Origin of the sequence: Streptomyces sp. NPDC101776, from assembly GCF_044766845.1 — a bacterium.
GTDB lineage: Bacteria > Actinomycetota > Actinomycetes > Streptomycetales > Streptomycetaceae > Streptomyces.
Map to the genome: position 1 here is coordinate 50424 of NZ_JBIWMV010000001.1, position 16672 is coordinate 67095.

The following is a 16672-nucleotide window of genomic DNA, read 5'->3' on the forward strand; positions in this document are numbered from 1 at the left end:
CGCGAGTGCCCCTGTGAACCTTGGGAGATGGCCCCATGACCCAGCAGTCAGTGGAACCCAGGACCGCCGCCGACGACGCGGGCGAAGGAACCCGCGTCCCGGCCGGCCGGTCCTGGCTCGACCGTTATTTCCACATCACGCACCGGGGATCGACCGTCGCGCGCGAGGTGCGCGGCGGAGTCACCACCTTCATGGCGATGGCGTACATCCTGCTGCTCAACCCCCTGATCCTGTCCGGCAAGGACGTCGCGGGCGACACGCTCGGACAGAAGGGCCTGATCACCGCGACCGCGTTCGCGGCGGCCTTCACCACGCTCCTGATGGGCTTCGTCGGCAAGGTGCCGCTCGCCCTCGCGGCCGGTCTCTCCGTCTCCGGGGTGCTCTCCTCGCAGGTCGCCCCGCAGCTGACCTGGCCGCAGGCGATGGGCATGTGCGTGATGTACGGCGTGGTCATCATGCTGCTCGTCGTCACCGGCCTGCGCGAGATGATCATGAACGCGATTCCGCTCGCGCTCAAACACGGCATCACGATGGGCATCGGGCTGTTCATCGCCCTCATCGGCTTCTACAAATCGGGCTTCGTGCACCAGGGCAGGGCGACCCCGCTCACCCTCGGCCCGGCGGGTGAACTCACGGGCTGGCCCGTCCTGTTGTTCGCCGGCACCCTGCTGCTGATCTTCATGCTCCAGGCCCGCAACATGCCCGGCGCGATCCTCATCGGCATCATCACCGGCACGGTCGTCGCCGCGGTCCTGAACGCCGCCGGGGTCATCGCCCCCAAGCAGTGGGCGAGCGGCGCCGCCCCCGAACTGCACGGCAGCGCGGTCTCGATGCCGGACTTCTCGCTCTTCGGGCATGTGGAGTTCGGGGGTTGGGGCAAGGTCGGCGCGATGACGGTCGGCATGATCGTGTTCACGCTCGTGCTGGCCGGCTTCTTCGACGCGATGGCCACCATCATCGGCGTCGGCACGGAAGCCCGACTCGCCGATTCCAAGGGCCGGATGCCCGGTCTGTCGAAGGCGCTGTTCATCGACGGCGCCGGCGGCGCGATCGGCGGTGTCGCGGGCGGCTCGGGCCAGACCGTCTTCATCGAGTCGGCGACGGGCGTCGGCGAGGGCGCGCGCACCGGCCTCGCCTCGGTCGTCACCGGCCTCTTCTTCGCGGCCTGTCTCTTCTTCACCCCGCTCACCGCGCTCGTCCCGCAGGAGGTCGCGTCGGCCGCCCTGGTCGTCATCGGCTCGATGATGCTGATGAACGCCCGGCACGTGGACTGGGCCGACCGTGCCACCGCGATCCCGGTCTTCCTGACCGTCGTCGTGATGCCGTTCACGTACAGCATCACCGCGGGCGTCTCCGCGGGAGTCATCTCGTACGTCGCCATCAAGACGGCCCAGGGCAAGGCGCGGGAGATCGGCCCGTTCATGTGGGGCCTGACCGTCATCTTCCTGGTCTACTTCGCCCTCAACCCCGTCGAGAGCTGGCTGGGCGTGCACTAGCCCCGCCCCCAACTCCCCTTCCCCACAACCCCGTCAGGAGACCGAGAGATGCTGGACATCGCCGAAGAGCTGCACCGGTGGGTCGGGCAGGGCCGCGACTTCGCCGTCGCCACCGTGGTGGCCGTCGGCGGCAGCGCACCCCGCCAGCCGGGCGCCGCCCTCGCGGTGGACACCGACGGCACGGCCATGGGCTCGGTCTCCGGGGGCTGTGTGGAAGGCGCGGTCTACGACCTGTGCCAACAGGCCCTCCAGGACGGCGAAACCGTCCTGGAGCGCTTCGGCTACAGCGACGAGGACGCCTTCGCCGTGGGTCTGACCTGCGGTGGGGTCATCGACATCCTCGTCACACCGGTACGGTCCGAGGACCCCGCACGCCCGGTGATCACCGCCGCCCTCTCGACCGCGACGAGCGGTGGGGCGGCGGCACTGGCCCGGATCGTCTCGGGCCCGACTCACCTGCGGGGCCGCGCACTTGTCGTCCACCCCGACGGCTCCTACGACGGCGGCTTCGGCGCCCATCCCGAACTGGACCGCACGGTCGCCGCCGAGGCCGCTGCCCACCTGGACGCGGGCCGCACCGGCACCGTCGAGATCGGCGAGCAGGGCTCCCGCTGCGGAGCCCCGCTCACCGTCCTGGTCGAGTCCTCGGTGCCGCCGCCCCGGATGATCGTCTTCGGCGCGATCGACTTCGCCTCCGCACTGGTCCGCATCGGCAAGTTCCTCGGCTACCGGGTGACGGTGTGCGACGCCCGCCCCGTCTTCGCCACCCGGGCCCGCTTCCCCGACGCCGACGAGATCGTCGTCGAGTGGCCCCACACGTACCTCGACCGCACGGACACCGACGCCCGCACCGTGCTGTGCGTCCTCACCCACGACGCCAAGTTCGACGTGCCGCTGCTGCGGCTCGCGCTGCGCCTCCCGGTGGCGTACGTCGGCGCGATGGGCTCCCGACGCACCCACCTCGACCGCAACGAACGACTGCGTGAAGTCGGCGTCACGGAACTGGAGTTGGCCCGCCTGAGGTCCCCGATCGGCCTCGACCTCGGCGCCCGGACACCGGAGGAGACGGCCCTGTCGATCGCCTCCGAGATCGTCGCCAACAGGCGTGGCGGCAGCGGCATCTCCCTCACCGGCGCGCACACCCCGATCCATCACGACGGGAGTTCGGCGAGCGTCGGGCGGATCGGCTCGGTGGCCTGAACTCCCGCTCTCAGCGCGGCAGGACGGGCCGGTCCGGTCGTACGGAGAAGGCCGTGTCGCCCGCCACCGCCACGAGGGCGTCCTTGACGAGCAGGATGTACGGGACGGTGTCGCTCGTGGAGTCACCGGGGTTCCGGAGCGCCGAAGTGCGCCAGTGGACCGCGCCGGTGCTCACGTCCAGAGCAAGCAGTCGGCCGAACTGGTTCGAGAAATAAAGGGTGTTGAACTTCGCCGAGAGCACCGGGGCCGACAGGTTCTCGATGTCGGTCTCCCGCTGCCACAGCTGCTTGCCGTCGGTCGCCCTTACGGCGGTGACCGTGCCGTTCGGGCGGACGAAATGGATCACGCCCTTCACGAGGGTGGGCGTGCCGCGCACCGCGCTCGGCAGCGGGACCCGTACGCCTCCGTCGACGGGGTCCACCTCTTCCAGCGTGGTGTACGGCTGGTCCTCGCCGCTGCCGAAGGAGCCCTCCGCGAGCTTCGGCACCGCGAACACCAGCCGTTCGCCGATCACGCCCAACGCATCGGCACCCGTGGGCAGTTGGGCGATCTCCTTGGACGTGCCGTCCGCCGGGTTCAGATGCAGCAGGCCGACACCGCCCGTGCTGGGATCGTCCGCCGGCGTGCACAGGCCGTAGGGGGCGCCGTCCAGCACGGCCGGGGTACAGGCGTCCCCGGCCGACGACTTCGCCGGCGCGGTCCACAGTTCGTGGCCCGCCGTGTCGTAGGCGACGAACTTCGTCGCGTCCTCGTCCATCGCCAGGACGCCACCGTCGAACAGGACGGCGTTCCGGTCCTCGGAGACCGGGTGCGCCCACAGCCGGGCGCCGGTCTTCGCGTCCAGGGCGACCAGGCGCCGGGTGATGAAGGTCTGGGTCGAGTCCGGCTTGACGTAGGTGAAGACGCGGCCGTCCTGGACGCCGATGGGGCGCGAGGTCTCCGGACTGGTGCCCGAGCGCCAGACGACCCGGCCGGAGGCGGCGTCGAGCGCGGTGACCGTGAAGCCGGTACCGGCGCAGTAGACGGTGGTGCCGCCCGCCACACAGCCGGACTCCAACTCGTCCAGCGGGTCGCCCTTCTTGGCCGTGAGCAGACCCGCCCGCCACGGCTGCCAGCCGGCGGGCAGCGCCACGGCGGCCGAGGACGCGGAGCGCGTCGCCGCGGCGGGCGTGCCCGAGCCCGTGCCGCTCTCCGACACCCGGTGCAGGGTCGCGAGACCGAGCGCGGTGACGGCGAGGGCGACGGCGAGCGGGACGACGAGTCGCCGTACCCGGCGCGGACGCCGTCCGCCGCCCTGGACGGTCGAGGGGGTGCCGGGGCGTGCCGCTCCCGGGAGGTCCACCACCGTCGTGGACTCGGGCAGGGCCAGCAACATTCCGTGGAGTTCGGTGAGTTGGGGACGGGCCGGCGCCTCCTTGTCGAGGCAGCGTGCGGCGATGCTCCGCAGTGGCTCCGGCACACCGTCCAACCGCGGCTGCTCGTGCATGACTTGATAACCCGTCAGGTACGGGCTGGCGCCGTCGAAGGGCCGGTTGCCGGTGGCCGCGTACACCAGCAGGGAGCCCAGCGAGAAGATGTCGGAGGCGGCGGTGACGTCCCGGGGCGCCGCGAACTGCTCCGGGGACATGAAGGGCGGGGTGCCGATCAGCCGCCCGGTCATGGTGAGGGTCTGGTTGTCGGCGGCGCGCGAGATGCCGAAGTCGATGACCCGGGGTCCGTCCTCGGCGAGCAGTACGTTGCTCGGCTTCAAGTCCCGGTGCACGACACCGGCCTGGTGGATGTCCCGCAGCGCCTCGACGAGCCCGAGTGCCAGGGTGCGCAGGGTCCGGCCGTCCAACGGGCCGTCCTTCTCGACGACTTCGGCGAGCGTGGGACCCGGCACATAGAGCGTCGCCATCCACGGGACCTCGGCTTCGGCGTCGGCGTCCACGACGGGCGCGGTGAAGGCGCCGCTCACCCGCCGGACGGCGGCGATCTCCTGCCGGAACCGGGCCCGGAACTCCTCGTCCTGCGCGTACTGCGCGTGCACGACCTTGACCGCGACCTGCCGCCCCGAGGCCGACCGCCCGAGATACACGACGCCCATCCCACCGCTGCCGAGCCGGTCGCCCAGCACATAGCCGCCCACGGACTCCGCGTCACCACGGTGAAGCGACATCGGCCGGTCACCCTTCCCTGATTCCCGTGCCCACAAAGGCCGTTCAGCCCCATCACACTAAAGCGTGCGCACCTGTCAGCGGACACTGCCGTCGAGGGAGCGGGAAATGGGTTGCGAGCCGGGGGTGGTCCCGCCTTCCATGGGCCCATGGTGTCCACCGACCGACTGCTCGCCTTCGCGGCCCTGTCCTTCCTGCTGATCGTGGTGCCCGGCCCCAGCGTGCTGTTCGTGATCGGCCGGGCGCTGGCCCACGGCCGCCGCGCCGCGCTGACCACCGTGGTCGGCAACACGCTCGGCGCCTACCTCCTCGTCGTCGCCGTCGCACTCGGCGTCGGCTCGCTGGTGGAACGCTCGGTGCTCGTCTTCACGACACTGAAGCTCGCCGGCGCCGCCTACCTCGTGTACCTCGGAGTGAGGGCGTGGCGTCAACGCGGCTCGCTGCGGGGCGCGTTCGCGGGGGAGGAGACCGCTCCGCACAGCGGCCTGCGCACCCTGTGGGAGGGGTTCGCGGTCGGCGTGGCCAACCCCAAGACGATCGTGTTCTTCGCCGCCGTACTGCCCCAGTTCGTGGACCGCGAACACGGCCACGTCACCACCCAGATGCTGCTGCTCGGCCTGGTCTTCAACCTCATCGCCGTGGCTTCGGACAGCCTGTGGGGGCTGGTCGCCGCCACCGCCCGCGACTGGTTCGCCCGCTCACCCCGCCGCCTCTCCGCGGTGGGCGGCGTCGGCGGCCTCACGATGATCGGCCTCGGCGTGACGGTCGCGGTGACCGGCCGCAAGGACTGACTCCGCCACGACCGTCCCGGCTACCGGCTGACTGCGCTACGACCGTCTCCGCTACGGCCGGCTGCGCCACGACCGTCTCCGCTACGGCTGTCTCAGCAGCCCGTTCACCGCTCGCCCGAACATCGACCGCGCCGCCCACTCAAGCGGCCGGTCGAAGAGGCGCGGCAGGAAACTGACCGCCAGCTCCTCCTGCCAGACCACCCGGCTACGGCCCCCCGGCCCCGGCCGCACCTCGATCTCCGCCCAGCCGGTGACGACCCGCCCCCGCTTCTCCAGCCGGACCAGACCGGGCTCGTCGTCCGTCGGGGGTCGCCACACGGTGACCTCCATCCGGTCGTCGAAACCGAGCGGGCCGAGCCCGGAGCGGGCCACGAACACCGTGCCCTCGCCGGTCGGCGGAGGAGTCAGCACGCTGACCCGGGTCAGCGGCACCACATCGCCGTGGCGCGGCCACTCCGTCAGCCGGCGCCACGCCTCCTCAAGGGGAAGCGGGGCCGTGCGTTCGAGACGGAAGTCGACCATGTAGGAATCGTAGAGAACGCTTCTTGATCGGCGGTACTTTCGTCGAGGGCTCACACCCTTGGCCCAGCGGTTCACAGGTATGCAGACGTACACCACAGGGGGAGTCGGTCGTCATGCCACTGAAGGCCTATGGCGTATTGATCACACGCGCGGTGGACACCCGGCGCGAGGGCGCCGCCGGTACACCGCACTACCAGATCCATCTCACGGACGACTCGGGCACGCACTACCGTGCCGCGGTCAACGTCCTGTCCGCCGAGCAGCCCTCCGAGCTGCTCTACCTCGTCGGCGAGGACTTCCAACACCCGGTCACCGCGCGCCTGGAGGGCCTCTCGAGCGGCTGGAACACCCTGCCGCCCGGACCCGGCGGCCCGAACCTCGACTTCGTGCGCGGCAACCTCTTCGACCCGGCGAACCTGCGCACGCTGCCTCCGGACGCGAGCGGTCCCGACAACGACCTGGCCGACCTCCTCGACCACTACGTACGCCGCGCGGTGGACGACCCGGAGGCCCGGCTGTACGTCTTCGGCGAGCGCTTCGGGCCCGAACCGACCGTCAAGGACAAGGTGTTCGGCTTCCTGCCGGGCAACGGCGTCCACGACATCCACATGAACCAGGGCAACAGTCGCCGCTTCAGCGGCGACGACGGGATCTGGCAGGACGGTGGCCTGCTGATCCACTTCCCGGCGCAGTCGCGGTGGGTGGCCGTCTTCCTCGCCTTCCAGAGCCAGTCCTGGCACACCGACGACACCACCGGCCACACCCTGGATGGCACCGACGGTTCGCGCGACGAGCCCGGCGGACAGCCCGTCCGGGTCGTCGCGGCCCTGGTCAACCCGCGCGGCCCGGCGCCCGAGGCGGAGAGCGTCACGCTCCTCAACGCCTCGCCCGATCCCGTCGACCTGACCGGCTGGCGCGTCCGGGACCGGCTGGGCGGCTCCTGCGCGGTACCGGCCGTCGGCCTCCTCGCCGCAGGCGCCCCGCTCCTCGTCCCGCTCACGGACGGCGTCCAACTGGGCAACAAGGGCGGTGAGATCACCCTCCTCGACGCGAACGGCCTCAAGGTCCACGGCGTCTCGTACACCACCGAACAGGCCGCGCGGGAGGGCTGGACCGTGGTGTTCTGACCCCGCCCGGCGCGCCACGTGGTCAGGGCCGGTACACCTTGCCCGGCTCCGCCTTCCCGGGTGCGAGGAGCTGCGGCACGGTCACGAACACGTACCCGCGCTCCTTCAGCGCGTCGATGATCCCCGGGACGGCGGGCACGGTGCCCTGGTACAGGTCGTGCAGCAGGATGATGCCGTCCCGGGTGGCCTGGGCGAGAACGCGCTTGGTGATGAGGACGGAGTCGGTGGTCGCGTAGTCCTTGGCGGTCACGCTCCACAGCACCTCCGAGAGGCCCAGCTCCCGGCAGATCTTGTGCACGGTGTCGTCGGTGCGGCCCTGCGGCGGGCGCATCAGCGTGGGCCGCTTGCCGGTGATCCGCGCTATCGCGTCGTCCGTGCGCTGGAGTTCGTCGCGTATCCGCGCCGGGGTTATCCGGGTCAGGATCTTGTGGTCCCAGGTGTGGCTGGCCACCTCGTGCCCCTCGGCGGCCATGCGTGCGACGAGCTCCGGGTACTTCTCGATGTGCCGCTTGCCGAGCAGGAAGAAGGTCGCCGGGACCTGCTTCTCCTTCAGGATGTCGAGCAGCCGCGCCGAGTTCTCGCTCGGCCCGGCGTCGAAGGTCAGCGCGATGCACTTCGCCTCACGGCAGTCGACCGTCCCGAAACGGGCCTGCGCGGTGGCCGACGGGGCCTCGGCGCGGGCGGTGGCCGGCGCGGTGGTGTCCAGCTTGGTGCAGCCGCCCAACGACAGGGCCACTGAAGCCGCCGCCACGAACATGCCGACGGCACGCAACCCGGCCCGGGTTCTTTCCCTCTTCTTCTGCAGAGCGCTCAGAGTTGGCATGTCCGGACTATACACAGCGTGTATGTACGGCGTGTATAGCGGGGCGGGGGTGCCCGGGGAGCGGTGCCTGTGCCCCGTCAGGGGGCGGCGGTCCCCAGTTCCCGCCCGAGCCGGAGGTTCCATCGCCCGGCCCGTCCGCTGAGGTCGGTCGCGGTCAGTGGGGGTACGTCGAGCCGCCAGAAGGCGGGCCCGGGTGCGCCGAGGATCGTGACCGCGAGGGCCCTTACGATCTCCTGCTCGACCACGGCGAGGGTCCTGCCCTCGAACTCCGCCACCGTCTCCAGCCACCGCCCCGCCCGCTCGCAGAGCACCCGTACCGACTCCCCGCCGTGGGGTGTCGCGTCCGGGTCCGTCAGCCAGGACATCGTCGCGTCAGGCTCCCGTGCCATCACCTCGTCGAGGGTCAGCCCCCGCCAGCGCCCCATGTCCAGACCCGCCAACTCCGGCTCCGTTACGGCCGCCAGGCCCAGCGCCGACGCCGTCTCACGGCACCGCGTGCTGGGCGAGACCAGCACCCGGGCGGCCGAGCGGAGCGACCCCGCGACGGACTCGGCACGGGCCGTTCCGCTCAGGTCCAACGGGCCGTCGTCGTCGAACCGGGTCTCCCGCAGGGAGCGGTTCATCGCCGGCGAGATCAAGGTGATACGGCTGGTCACGTGGTCGCTCCAGTTCTCGGGGCTGTTCGGAACATCGTCTCGCCCGTGCCTTTGGGCGGGGGCGGCCGGGAGGGGTGTCCCCCCGGCCGCCCCCGCCCTCGGATCAGGAACCGGCCAGCTCCGTACGGACCGTACGGGCCGCCGCGACCAGGTTCTCCAGGGACGCGCGGGTCTCGGGCCAGCCGCGGGTCTTCAGACCGCAGTCCGGGTTGACCCACAGCCGCTCCGGCGGAATGGCCTCAAGTCCCTTGCGCAGCAAGGCCGCCGCCTCGTCCGCGCTCGGCACACGCGGTGAGTGGATGTCGTAGACACCCGGTCCCGCCTCACGCGGATAGCCGTGCCCGGCCAGCTCACGGGCAACCTGCATGTGCGAGCGGGCCGCCTCCAGGCTGATGACGTCCGCGTCGAGATCGTCGATGGCCTGGACGATGTCACCGAACTCGGCGTAGCACATGTGCGTGTGGATCTGCGTGTCCGGCCGTACCCCGGCGGTGGTCAGCCGGAACGACTCCGTCGCCCAGGCGAGATACGCCGCCCGGTCCGCCGCCCGCAGCGGCAGGGTCTCCCGCAGCGCGGGCTCGTCGACCTGGACGACCGAAGTCCCGGCCGCCTCAAGGTCGTTGACCTCGTCGCGCAGAGCCAGGGCGACCTGCCGGGCGGTGTCCCCGAGCGGCTGGTCGTCCCGGACGAAGGACCAGGCGAGCATGGTGACCGGCCCGGTCAGCATGCCCTTGACCGGGCGTGAGGTGAGCGACTGGGCGTACGTCGTCCAGCGCACCGTCATCGGTTCCGGCCGCGAGATGTCGCCGGCCAGGATCGGCGGCCGGACGTACCGCGTGCCGTACGACTGGACCCAGCCGTGCTGGGTGGCGAGGTAGCCCGTCAGCTGCTCGGCGAAGTACTGGACCATGTCGTTGCGTTCGGGCTCACCGTGCACCAGGACGTCCAGGCCGGTCTTCTCCTGGAACGTGATCACCTCCTGGATCTCGGCCCTGATCCGCTCCTCGTACCCGGCCGTGTCGATCCGCCGCGCCCTCAAGTCGGCCCGTGCGGTGCGCAGTTCGGCGGTCTGCGGGAACGAGCCGATGGTCGTCGTCGGCAGCGACGGCAGCCCGAGATGCGCGCGCTGCGCCACGGTCCGCTCGGCGTACGGCTGAGCACGGCGGGCATCGGCGTCCGTGACGGCGGCCGCCCGGGCCCGTACGGCGGGGTCGCGGGTCAGCGACGAACCCGCGCGGGACGCCAAGTCGGCGCGGTTCGCGGCGAGTTCGGCGGCGATCGTGTCGGTGCCCTGGGCCAGCCCCTTGGCGAGCGTGACGATCTCGCCCGTCTTCTGCCGCGCGAACGCCAGCCAGCGCAGGATCTGCGGCTCGATGTCCCGCTCGGCGGCGGCGTCGAGCGGGACGTGCAGCAGCGAGCAGGAGGCGGCCACGTCGACCTGGTCGGCCAGCCCGAGCAACGTCCCCAGCGTGGCCAGGGACTTGGTGAGGTCGTTGACCCAGACGTTACGGCCGTTGACGACACCCGCGACCAGCCGCTTGCCGGGCAGCCCGCCCACCGCGGCCAGGGCGTCCAGGTTGGCGGCGGCGGACTCGGTGAAGTCGAGCGCGAGCCCCTCCACCGGGGCCTTCGCCAACACCGTCAGTGCGTCGCCGAGTTGGTCGAAGTAGGAGGCGACCAGGAGCTTCGGGCGATCGGTGGCGCCTCCCAGGTCGCGGTAGGCGCGGGCGGCGGCGTTCAGTTCGGCCGGGGTGCGGTCCTGGACCAGGGCGGGCTCGTCGAGCTGCGCCCACTCCGCGCCCGCCGCCCGCAGATCGGCGAGGACCTCGGCGTACACCGGCAGCAGCCGGTCCAGCAGGGTCAGCGGGTCGAAGTCCGCGGGGGCGCCCGGGGCGGGCTTGGCGAGCAGGAGGTAGGTCACCGGGCCGACCAGCACCGGGCGTGGGTTCAGGCCGAGGGCGAGGGCTTCCCTGAATTCCGCGACCTGCTTGGTGGAGTCGGTGGTGAAGACGGTGTCCGGGGCCAACTCCGGCACCAGATAGTGGTAGTTCGTGTCGAACCACTTCGTCATCTCCAGCGGCGCCACGTCCTGCGTGCCGCGCGCCATCGCGAAGTACCCGTCCAGCGCGTCGAGTTCGACGGCGGCGCGGTGGCGTGCGGGGATCGCGCCGACCATGACGCTGGTGTCCAGGACGTGGTCGTAGTACGAGAAGTCGCCGGTCGGTACCTCGTGGACGCCGGCGTCGGTCAGGTGCCGCCAGTTCGCGCGGCGCAGTTCGGTGGCGGTGGCCCGGTGGGTGTCGGCGTCGACGCGGCCCTTCCAGTAGCCCTCGATCGCCTTCTTCAGTTCACGGCCCCTGCCCTGGCGGGGGTAGCCGTACACGGTGGACCGTGCGGGCTTCGCTGTCGCTGTCACGGAACTCTCCTTCGCGAGATGTCTCCCTGAGATCCCGGTACGGGACGGGGGCGCGAAGGAACGTCAGACCGGGGGTTGTTGTGCCCGCCGGTATGTACGCCGACCCGCCCACGAGGTCACCGGGATTCCGCGCGTGAATGCTTCGCGTGCGGGCAGTTGGCAGGTCTTCGGACTTGCGGGCACGTCCTCCTTTTCTCACCGGAGGACACCTACTGGCCGTCGCTTCCCAGGTCCTGTTGTGGGCCCAGTGCGTATGACGGCGGTCGTTCCTGCTTACCGCTGCGGGGCAGTCCCGGAGTTTCACCGGGTTCCCTCTTGCGACGCGTCCGTCTGGCTGACGGGGCGAACCAGCTGCGCGGCCAGCCTAAGGGGTGGGGGTCTTGTGCGTCGATCTTTTGCTGCGGCCCGGTGGGGGCTGGGCGCGCCCCGCGGCGGAGCCGCATATCGATATGGCCCCGCGCCCCTAGGTAGCTTGGGGTCCCCGGGATTCGAAGGCTCGCAGGATTTCCTCTGCCGCCAAAGTTGCCGTCGACTCGCCCTCGCGTACCTGGCGTTCGAGGTCCGGAGCCAACGCGCGTACCGCCGGATCCGAGTGCAGCCTGCCCAACAGCTCCTCGCGGACCATCGTCCACGTCCAGTCCACCTGTTGCTCGCTGCGCTTTGCCGCCAGGCGGCCGGTGGACTCCAGCAGGGACCGGTGTTGTTCCAGGCGTTCCCAGATCGTGTCCAGGCCTGTTCCCTCTCGTGCGCTGCAACTCAGCACCGGCGGCGTCCAGGCCGCGTCGACGGGATGCATCAGCCTCAGCGCGCCCGCCAGTTCACGCGCCGCGCTCTTCGCGTCGCGCTCGTGGGGGCCGTCCGCCTTGTTGACGGCGATGACGTCCGCCAACTCCAGGACGCCCTTCTTGATGCCCTGTAGCTGGTCGCCCGTGCGGGCCAGAGTCAACAGGAGGAAGGAGTCGACCATGTTGGCGACCGCCGTCTCGGACTGGCCCACGCCTACCGTCTCGACGAGGACGACGTCGTAGCCCGCCGCCTCCATCACCACGATGGACTCGCGGGTCGCCTTCGCGACGCCGCCCAGCGTGCCGGCGGTGGGGGAGGGGCGGACGAAGGCCGCGGGGTCCACGGCCAGGCGTTCCATGCGGGTCTTGTCGCCGAGGATCGAGCCGCCCGTGCGGGTCGAGGACGGGTCGACGGCCAGTACCGCGACCCGGAAGTCGAGCGAGGTCAGCAGCGTGCCGAACGCGTCGATGAACGTCGACTTGCCCACGCCCGGGACACCGCTGATGCCGATGCGCCGGGCCCGGCCGCTGTGCGGGAGCAGTGCGGTCAGCAACTCCTGGGCCATGACCCGGTGTTGGGGCTTGGTAGACTCGACGAGGGTGATGGCTCGGGCCACCAGCGCCCGTTTTCCGTCGAGCACGCCCTTCACATAGGTGTCGAGCTCGATCACAGGGTGTGCCCGAGGTCGGCGGCCAGGCGCTGCACCAGGTCGTAGGCCGCGTCCGGGATCACCGTCCCGGGCGGGAACACGGCCGCCGCGCCCATCTCCAGGAGCGTGGGGACATCTTGGGGAGGGATCACCCCGCCGACCACGATCATGATGTCCTCGCGGCCCTCCTCGGCGAGGGACTCCTTCAACGCCGGTACGAGGGTGAGGTGTCCGGCGGCGAGGGACGACACTCCGACGATGTGTACGTCCGCCTCTACGGCCTGGCGGGCCACCTCGCCGGGGGTCTGGAAGAGGGGGCCGACGTCGACGTCGAAGCCGAGGTCGGCGAAGGCGGTGGCGATCACCTTCTGGCCGCGGTCGTGGCCGTCCTGGCCCATCTTGGCGACCAGGATGCGGGGGCGACGGCCCTCGGACTCCTCGAAGGCGCTCACCAGGGTGCGGGTGCGTTCCACGGACGGGGACTCGCCGGCTTCGGTGCGGTACACACCGGAGATCGTACGGATCTGGCTCGCGTGCCGCCCGTACACCTTCTCCAGCGCGTCGGAGATCTCGCCGACCGTCGCCTTCGCGCGGGCCGCGTTGACCGCCAGCTCCAGGAGGTTGCCGGTGCTCCCGGCGGCCCGGGTCAGGGCGTGCAGGGCGTCCTGGGTGGCCTGTTCGTCGCGCTCGGCGCGCAACCGCCGTAGTTTCTCGATCTGTTGGGTGCGGACGGAGGAGTTGTCGACCTTGAGGACGTCGATCTGCTCGTCGGTCTCCACGCGGTACTTGTTGACGCCGATGACCGGCTGGCGTCCGGAGTCGATGCGGGCCTGGGTGCGGGCCGCCGCCTCCTCGATGCGCAGTTTGGGGATGCCCGCGTCGATGGCCTTGGCCATGCCGCCCGCCGCCTCGACCTCCTCGATGTGCTGCCAGGCCCGGCGCGCGAGGTCGTAGGTGAGCTTCTCGACGTACGCGCTGCCGCCCCACGGGTCGATGACCCGGGTGGTGCCGGACTCCTGCTGGATGAGGAGCTGGGTGTTGCGGGCGATGCGCGCCGAGAAGTCGGTGGGCAGCGCGAGGGCCTCGTCCAGGGCGTTGGTGTGCAGCGACTGGGTGTGGCCCTGCGTCGCCGCCATGGCCTCCACGGCCGTACGCGTCACGTTGTTGAACACGTCCTGCGCGGTCAGCGACCAGCCCGAGGTCTGTGAATGGGTGCGCAGGGAGAGGGACTTGGCGTTCTGCGGGTCGAACTGTTTCACCAGCTTCGCCCACAGCAGGCGCGCCGCCCGCATCTTCGCGATCTCCATGAAGAAGTTCATGCCGATCGCCCAGAAGAAGGACAGCCGGGGCGCGAACGCGTCCACGTCCATCCCCGCCTCGCGGCCCGCCCGGATGTACTCGACCCCGTCCGCGAGGGTGTACGCGAGCTCCAGGTCGGCCGTCGCGCCCGCCTCTTGGATGTGGTAGCCGGAGATGGAGATCGAGTTGTAGCGGGGCATCCGCTGCGAGGTGAAGGCGAAGATGTCGGAGATGATCCGCATCGACGGCTTCGGCGGATAGATGTAGGTGTTGCGGACCATGAACTCCTTGAGGATGTCGTTCTGGATGGTCCCGGCCAACTTCTCGGGCGGTACGCCCTGTTCCTCGGCGGCGACGATGTAGAGCGCCAGTACCGGCAGCACCGCGCCGTTCATCGTCATCGACACGGTCATCTTGTCGAGCGGGATGCCGTCGAAGAGCTGGCGCATGTCGTAGATCGAGTCGATCGCCACGCCCGCCATGCCGACGTCACCGGTCACGCGCGGGTGGTCGCTGTCGTAACCCCGGTGCGTGGGCAGGTCGAAGGCGACCGACAGGCCCTTCTGACCGGCCGCCAGATTGCGCCGGTAGAAGGCGTTGGACTCCTCGGCCGTGGAGAAGCCCGCGTACTGACGGATCGTCCAGGGCTGGTTGACGTACATCGTCGGGTACGGGCCGCGCAGATACGGCGCGATGCCCGGGTAGGTGGCCAGGAAGTCCAGGCCCTCCAAGTCCTGCCCCGTGTACAGGGGTTTGACCGCGATGCCCTCCGGGGTCTCCCAGAGGAGGTCGTCGCCGCCCGCCGCCTTCTTGACGGTGTCGTGCCACTCGTCCGGGCCGGCTTCGGCGGCCGGGGTCCCCAGTTCGATCCCGGAGAAGTCGGGGATGCGCCCGCTCGCTGCCATCAGGACACTCCCATGCGGTCGAGGGTGGCGGACAGGACGGCTACGGCGTCGCAGCCCGCGAAGACATAGGCGTCGACACCGGAGTACTGCCCGGGACGGCCCGCGAGGAACACGTGCCCGGCACCGGCCGACCTCAACTCCCCGGAGATCGCGGCTGCTTGCTCCTCGTACAGTGCGTCGCTGGAGCACAGGCACGCCTCGGTGGCCCCGCTGTCCGCGAAGGCGCCCACGGTGACGGGCTCGATGCCGCCCGCCTGGAAGAGGTTCGAGGCGAAGGTGAGGCGGGCGGTGTGCGCGGCGGCGGGGCCGAGCGCCGCCAGGAAGATGCGCGGGCGGGAGCCGGTCGCCGCGAGGTGGGCGTCCGAGCGGGCGCGCAGTGCCTCGTAGGCCTCGTCGCGGCGCACGCGCGGCAGTCCGCCGGAGAGGGGCTCGGGGGCGGGCACGCGCTCCGGGAGGCGTTCGGCGAGGTTCGGGAACTCGCTGACGCCGGTGATCGGTTCGCGGCGCTTGGCGAGCTTCGCGCTGCGGGCCGCCCAGGTGGTGGCGAGATCGTCGCGGAGGCTGCCGGAACGCAACACGGCCGCCTGGCCGCCCTGTTGCTCGATGTGCTGGAAGAACTCCCACCCCGCGTGGGCGAGTTCCTCGGTGAGGCGCTCCACGTACCAGGAGCCGCCCGCCGGGTCGATCACCCGGGACAGATGCGACTCCTCGACCAGGATCGTCGAGGTGTTGCGGGCGATCCGGCGCGCGAACGCGTCCGGCAGGCCCAGCGCGTGATCGAAGGGCAGCACGGTGACGGACTCGGCGCCGCCCACCCCGGCGGCCAGCGTCGCGACCGTCGTGCGCAGCATGTTCACCCACGGGTCGCGGCGGGACATCATCACCGGCGAGGTCACCACGTGCTGCACCTGCCCGCCCGGCGCCCCGCACACCTCGGCGACCCGCGCCCAGAGCCTGCGTGCCGCGCGCAGCTTGGCGATCGTGAGGAACTGGTCGGCGGTGGCCGCGTACCTGAACTCCAGTTGCCCGACGGCCTGTTCGACGCTCAGTCCGGCCTCGGTCAGCTCGCGGAGATAGGCGACACCGGTCGCCAGCGAGGCGCCCAGTTCCTGCGCCGCCGAACCGCCGGCCTCGTGGTACGGCAGCGCGTCCACGGTCAGCGCGCGCAGCCCCGGGTACTCCTCGGCGCAGCGCCGGGCGAGTGCGGCGACGGGTGCGAAGTCGAAGGCGTCCTCCCCGGTGCGGGCCGCGTAACCCAGCGGGTCGGCGCCCAGGTTGCCCCGGGCGGCCTCGGGCGCGATGCCCCGCTCCTCGTGCAGCCGTAGCAACTCGGTTGCTGCGGAAGCGACTTCGGGCCCGGCGTCGAGGACGACGGGCGCCAGGTCGAGAAAGACGCCGTCGAGGGTGCCGGCGAGCGACGCGACGGGGATGCCGCGCTCGCCGACGGCCAGCCACAGGGAGGTGACGCCGTTCTCCAGGTCGCCGAGGACCGCGGAGTTGTCGGCCGTCGTGTGCCGCTGGCGTACGTCCCAGCCGCCGAGGGTGTTGCCCTCGGCGCGGCCACCCCGTACGAAGGGGGCGAAACCGGGGAGGCCGGGCTCGGGGGCGGAGTCGTCGGCGGTGTACAAGGGACGGGCGAGAAGCCCGTCCTCCAACGAGGTGGACAGGGCGTCTTCCGCTGCCGTACCCGAGACTTCCTTGCCCGACTTGCGCAGTACGCCTTCCACCAGGCGTTGCCACTGCTCATGGGTCGCGTCAGGGAACTCGGCGGCCAGCGAGAGCCCGTCGTCAGGCAGGACCGTCATGCTCGGATGCTAGGGCAAAAGCGCAGGTGAGCAGCAGAGGA

Annotated in this window: 12 protein-coding genes and 1 riboswitch; of the genes, 4 read left to right on the forward strand and 8 right to left on the reverse strand. The window is 71.0% G+C overall.

Annotation, left to right across the window (positions count from 1 at the left end; genetic code table 11):
* Nucleotides 1–35: 35 nt before the first annotated feature.
* Nucleotides 36–1496, forward strand: a complete 1461-nt coding sequence (locus ACIRRY_RS00215) for an NCS2 family permease (RefSeq protein WP_403965869.1) — start codon at nucleotides 36–38, stop codon at nucleotides 1494–1496.
* 48 nt (nucleotides 1497–1544) lie between these two features.
* Entirely contained in the window at nucleotides 1545–2696 is a 1152-nt protein-coding gene (locus ACIRRY_RS00220; protein ID WP_403965872.1) for an XdhC family protein, read from the forward strand.
* A 10-nt stretch (nucleotides 2697–2706) separates the two neighbouring features.
* On the opposite strand, the gene ACIRRY_RS00225 is transcribed toward ACIRRY_RS00220, so the two are convergent.
* On the reverse strand, nucleotides 2707–4854 hold the full coding sequence (locus ACIRRY_RS00225) for a serine/threonine-protein kinase (RefSeq protein WP_403965875.1): 2148 nt from the start codon (nucleotides 4852–4854) through the stop codon (nucleotides 2707–2709).
* 147 nt (nucleotides 4855–5001) lie between these two features.
* Between ACIRRY_RS00225 and ACIRRY_RS00230 the strand changes: the two genes are divergently transcribed.
* Nucleotides 5002–5643 (forward strand): LysE family translocator, encoded by a 642-nt coding sequence (locus ACIRRY_RS00230; RefSeq protein WP_403965877.1) that lies wholly within the window; start codon nucleotides 5002–5004, stop codon nucleotides 5641–5643.
* Nucleotides 5644–5724: 81 nt separating this feature from the next.
* On the opposite strand, the gene ACIRRY_RS00235 is transcribed toward ACIRRY_RS00230, so the two are convergent.
* A complete protein-coding gene (locus tag ACIRRY_RS00235; RefSeq protein ID WP_403965880.1) occupies nucleotides 5725–6165 on the reverse strand; it encodes an SRPBCC family protein in 441 nt (146 codons plus the stop codon).
* A gap of 113 nt (nucleotides 6166–6278) precedes the next feature.
* Between ACIRRY_RS00235 and ACIRRY_RS00240 the strand changes: the two genes are divergently transcribed.
* On the forward strand, nucleotides 6279–7292 hold the full coding sequence (locus tag ACIRRY_RS00240; protein WP_403965883.1) for a DUF2278 family protein: 1014 nt from the start codon (nucleotides 6279–6281) through the stop codon (nucleotides 7290–7292).
* Between the two features lie 22 nt (nucleotides 7293–7314).
* Here ACIRRY_RS00240 and ACIRRY_RS00245 read toward each other — a convergent pair whose 3' ends face one another.
* The 6 genes from ACIRRY_RS00245 to ACIRRY_RS00270 all read right to left on the reverse strand — a co-directional run bounded on the left by ACIRRY_RS00245 (nucleotide 7315) and on the right by ACIRRY_RS00270 (nucleotide 16631).
* Entirely contained in the window at nucleotides 7315–8049 is a 735-nt protein-coding gene (locus ACIRRY_RS00245) for a polysaccharide deacetylase family protein (RefSeq protein WP_403968258.1), read from the reverse strand.
* Nucleotides 8050–8192: 143 nt separating this feature from the next.
* Nucleotides 8193–8771 carry a histidine phosphatase family protein gene (locus ACIRRY_RS00250; RefSeq protein WP_403965886.1) on the reverse strand — a complete coding sequence of 193 codons (579 nt, stop codon included), beginning with the start codon at nucleotides 8769–8771 and terminating at the stop codon, nucleotides 8193–8195.
* A gap of 103 nt (nucleotides 8772–8874) precedes the next feature.
* Complete coding sequence (metE, locus tag ACIRRY_RS00255) at nucleotides 8875–11187, reverse strand: 5-methyltetrahydropteroyltriglutamate--homocysteine S-methyltransferase (RefSeq protein ID WP_403965889.1); 2313 nt, start codon at nucleotides 11185–11187, stop codon at nucleotides 8875–8877.
* Nucleotides 11188–11327: 140 nt separating this feature from the next.
* A riboswitch (cobalamin riboswitch) is annotated at nucleotides 11328–11554 on the reverse strand.
* A gap of 96 nt (nucleotides 11555–11650) precedes the next feature.
* Nucleotides 11651–12643, reverse strand: a complete 993-nt coding sequence (gene meaB / locus ACIRRY_RS00260; protein WP_403965892.1) for a methylmalonyl Co-A mutase-associated GTPase MeaB — start codon at nucleotides 12641–12643, stop codon at nucleotides 11651–11653.
* Nucleotides 12640–14826 (reverse strand): methylmalonyl-CoA mutase, encoded by a 2187-nt coding sequence (gene scpA / locus ACIRRY_RS00265; protein WP_403965895.1) that lies wholly within the window; start codon nucleotides 14824–14826, stop codon nucleotides 12640–12642. The genes meaB and scpA overlap by 4 nt, the downstream gene beginning before the upstream one ends.
* The gene (locus tag ACIRRY_RS00270; RefSeq protein WP_403965898.1) at nucleotides 14826–16631 is read right to left on the reverse strand and encodes a methylmalonyl-CoA mutase family protein; all 1806 of its coding nucleotides are present in this window, start codon (nucleotides 16629–16631) and stop codon (nucleotides 14826–14828) included. The genes scpA and ACIRRY_RS00270 overlap by 1 nt, the downstream gene beginning before the upstream one ends.
* Nucleotides 16632–16672 lie beyond the last annotated feature (41 nt).

What these genes read in the sequence shown, in the direction of transcription:
- ACIRRY_RS00270 (WP_403965898.1), bottom strand. Translation starts at nt 16,631, where the DNA reads ATGACGGTCCTGCCTGACGACGGGCTCTCGCTGGCCGCCGAGTTCCCT.
- ACIRRY_RS00235 (WP_403965880.1), bottom strand. Translation starts at nt 6,165, where the DNA reads ATGGTCGACTTCCGTCTCGAACGCACGGCCCCGCTTCCCCTTGAGGAG.
- ACIRRY_RS00240 (WP_403965883.1), top strand. Translation starts at nt 6,279, where the DNA reads ATGCCACTGAAGGCCTATGGCGTATTGATCACACGCGCGGTGGACACC.
- ACIRRY_RS00220 (WP_403965872.1), top strand. Translation starts at nt 1,545, where the DNA reads ATGCTGGACATCGCCGAAGAGCTGCACCGGTGGGTCGGGCAGGGCCGC.
- ACIRRY_RS00245 (WP_403968258.1), bottom strand. Translation starts at nt 8,049, where the DNA reads ATGTTCGTGGCGGCGGCTTCAGTGGCCCTGTCGTTGGGCGGCTGCACC.
- ACIRRY_RS00230 (WP_403965877.1), top strand. Translation starts at nt 5,002, where the DNA reads ATGGTGTCCACCGACCGACTGCTCGCCTTCGCGGCCCTGTCCTTCCTG.
- ACIRRY_RS00225 (WP_403965875.1), bottom strand. Translation starts at nt 4,854, where the DNA reads ATGTCGCTTCACCGTGGTGACGCGGAGTCCGTGGGCGGCTATGTGCTG.
- ACIRRY_RS00215 (WP_403965869.1), top strand. Translation starts at nt 36, where the DNA reads ATGACCCAGCAGTCAGTGGAACCCAGGACCGCCGCCGACGACGCGGGC.
- scpA (WP_403965895.1), bottom strand. Translation starts at nt 14,826, where the DNA reads ATGGCAGCGAGCGGGCGCATCCCCGACTTCTCCGGGATCGAACTGGGG.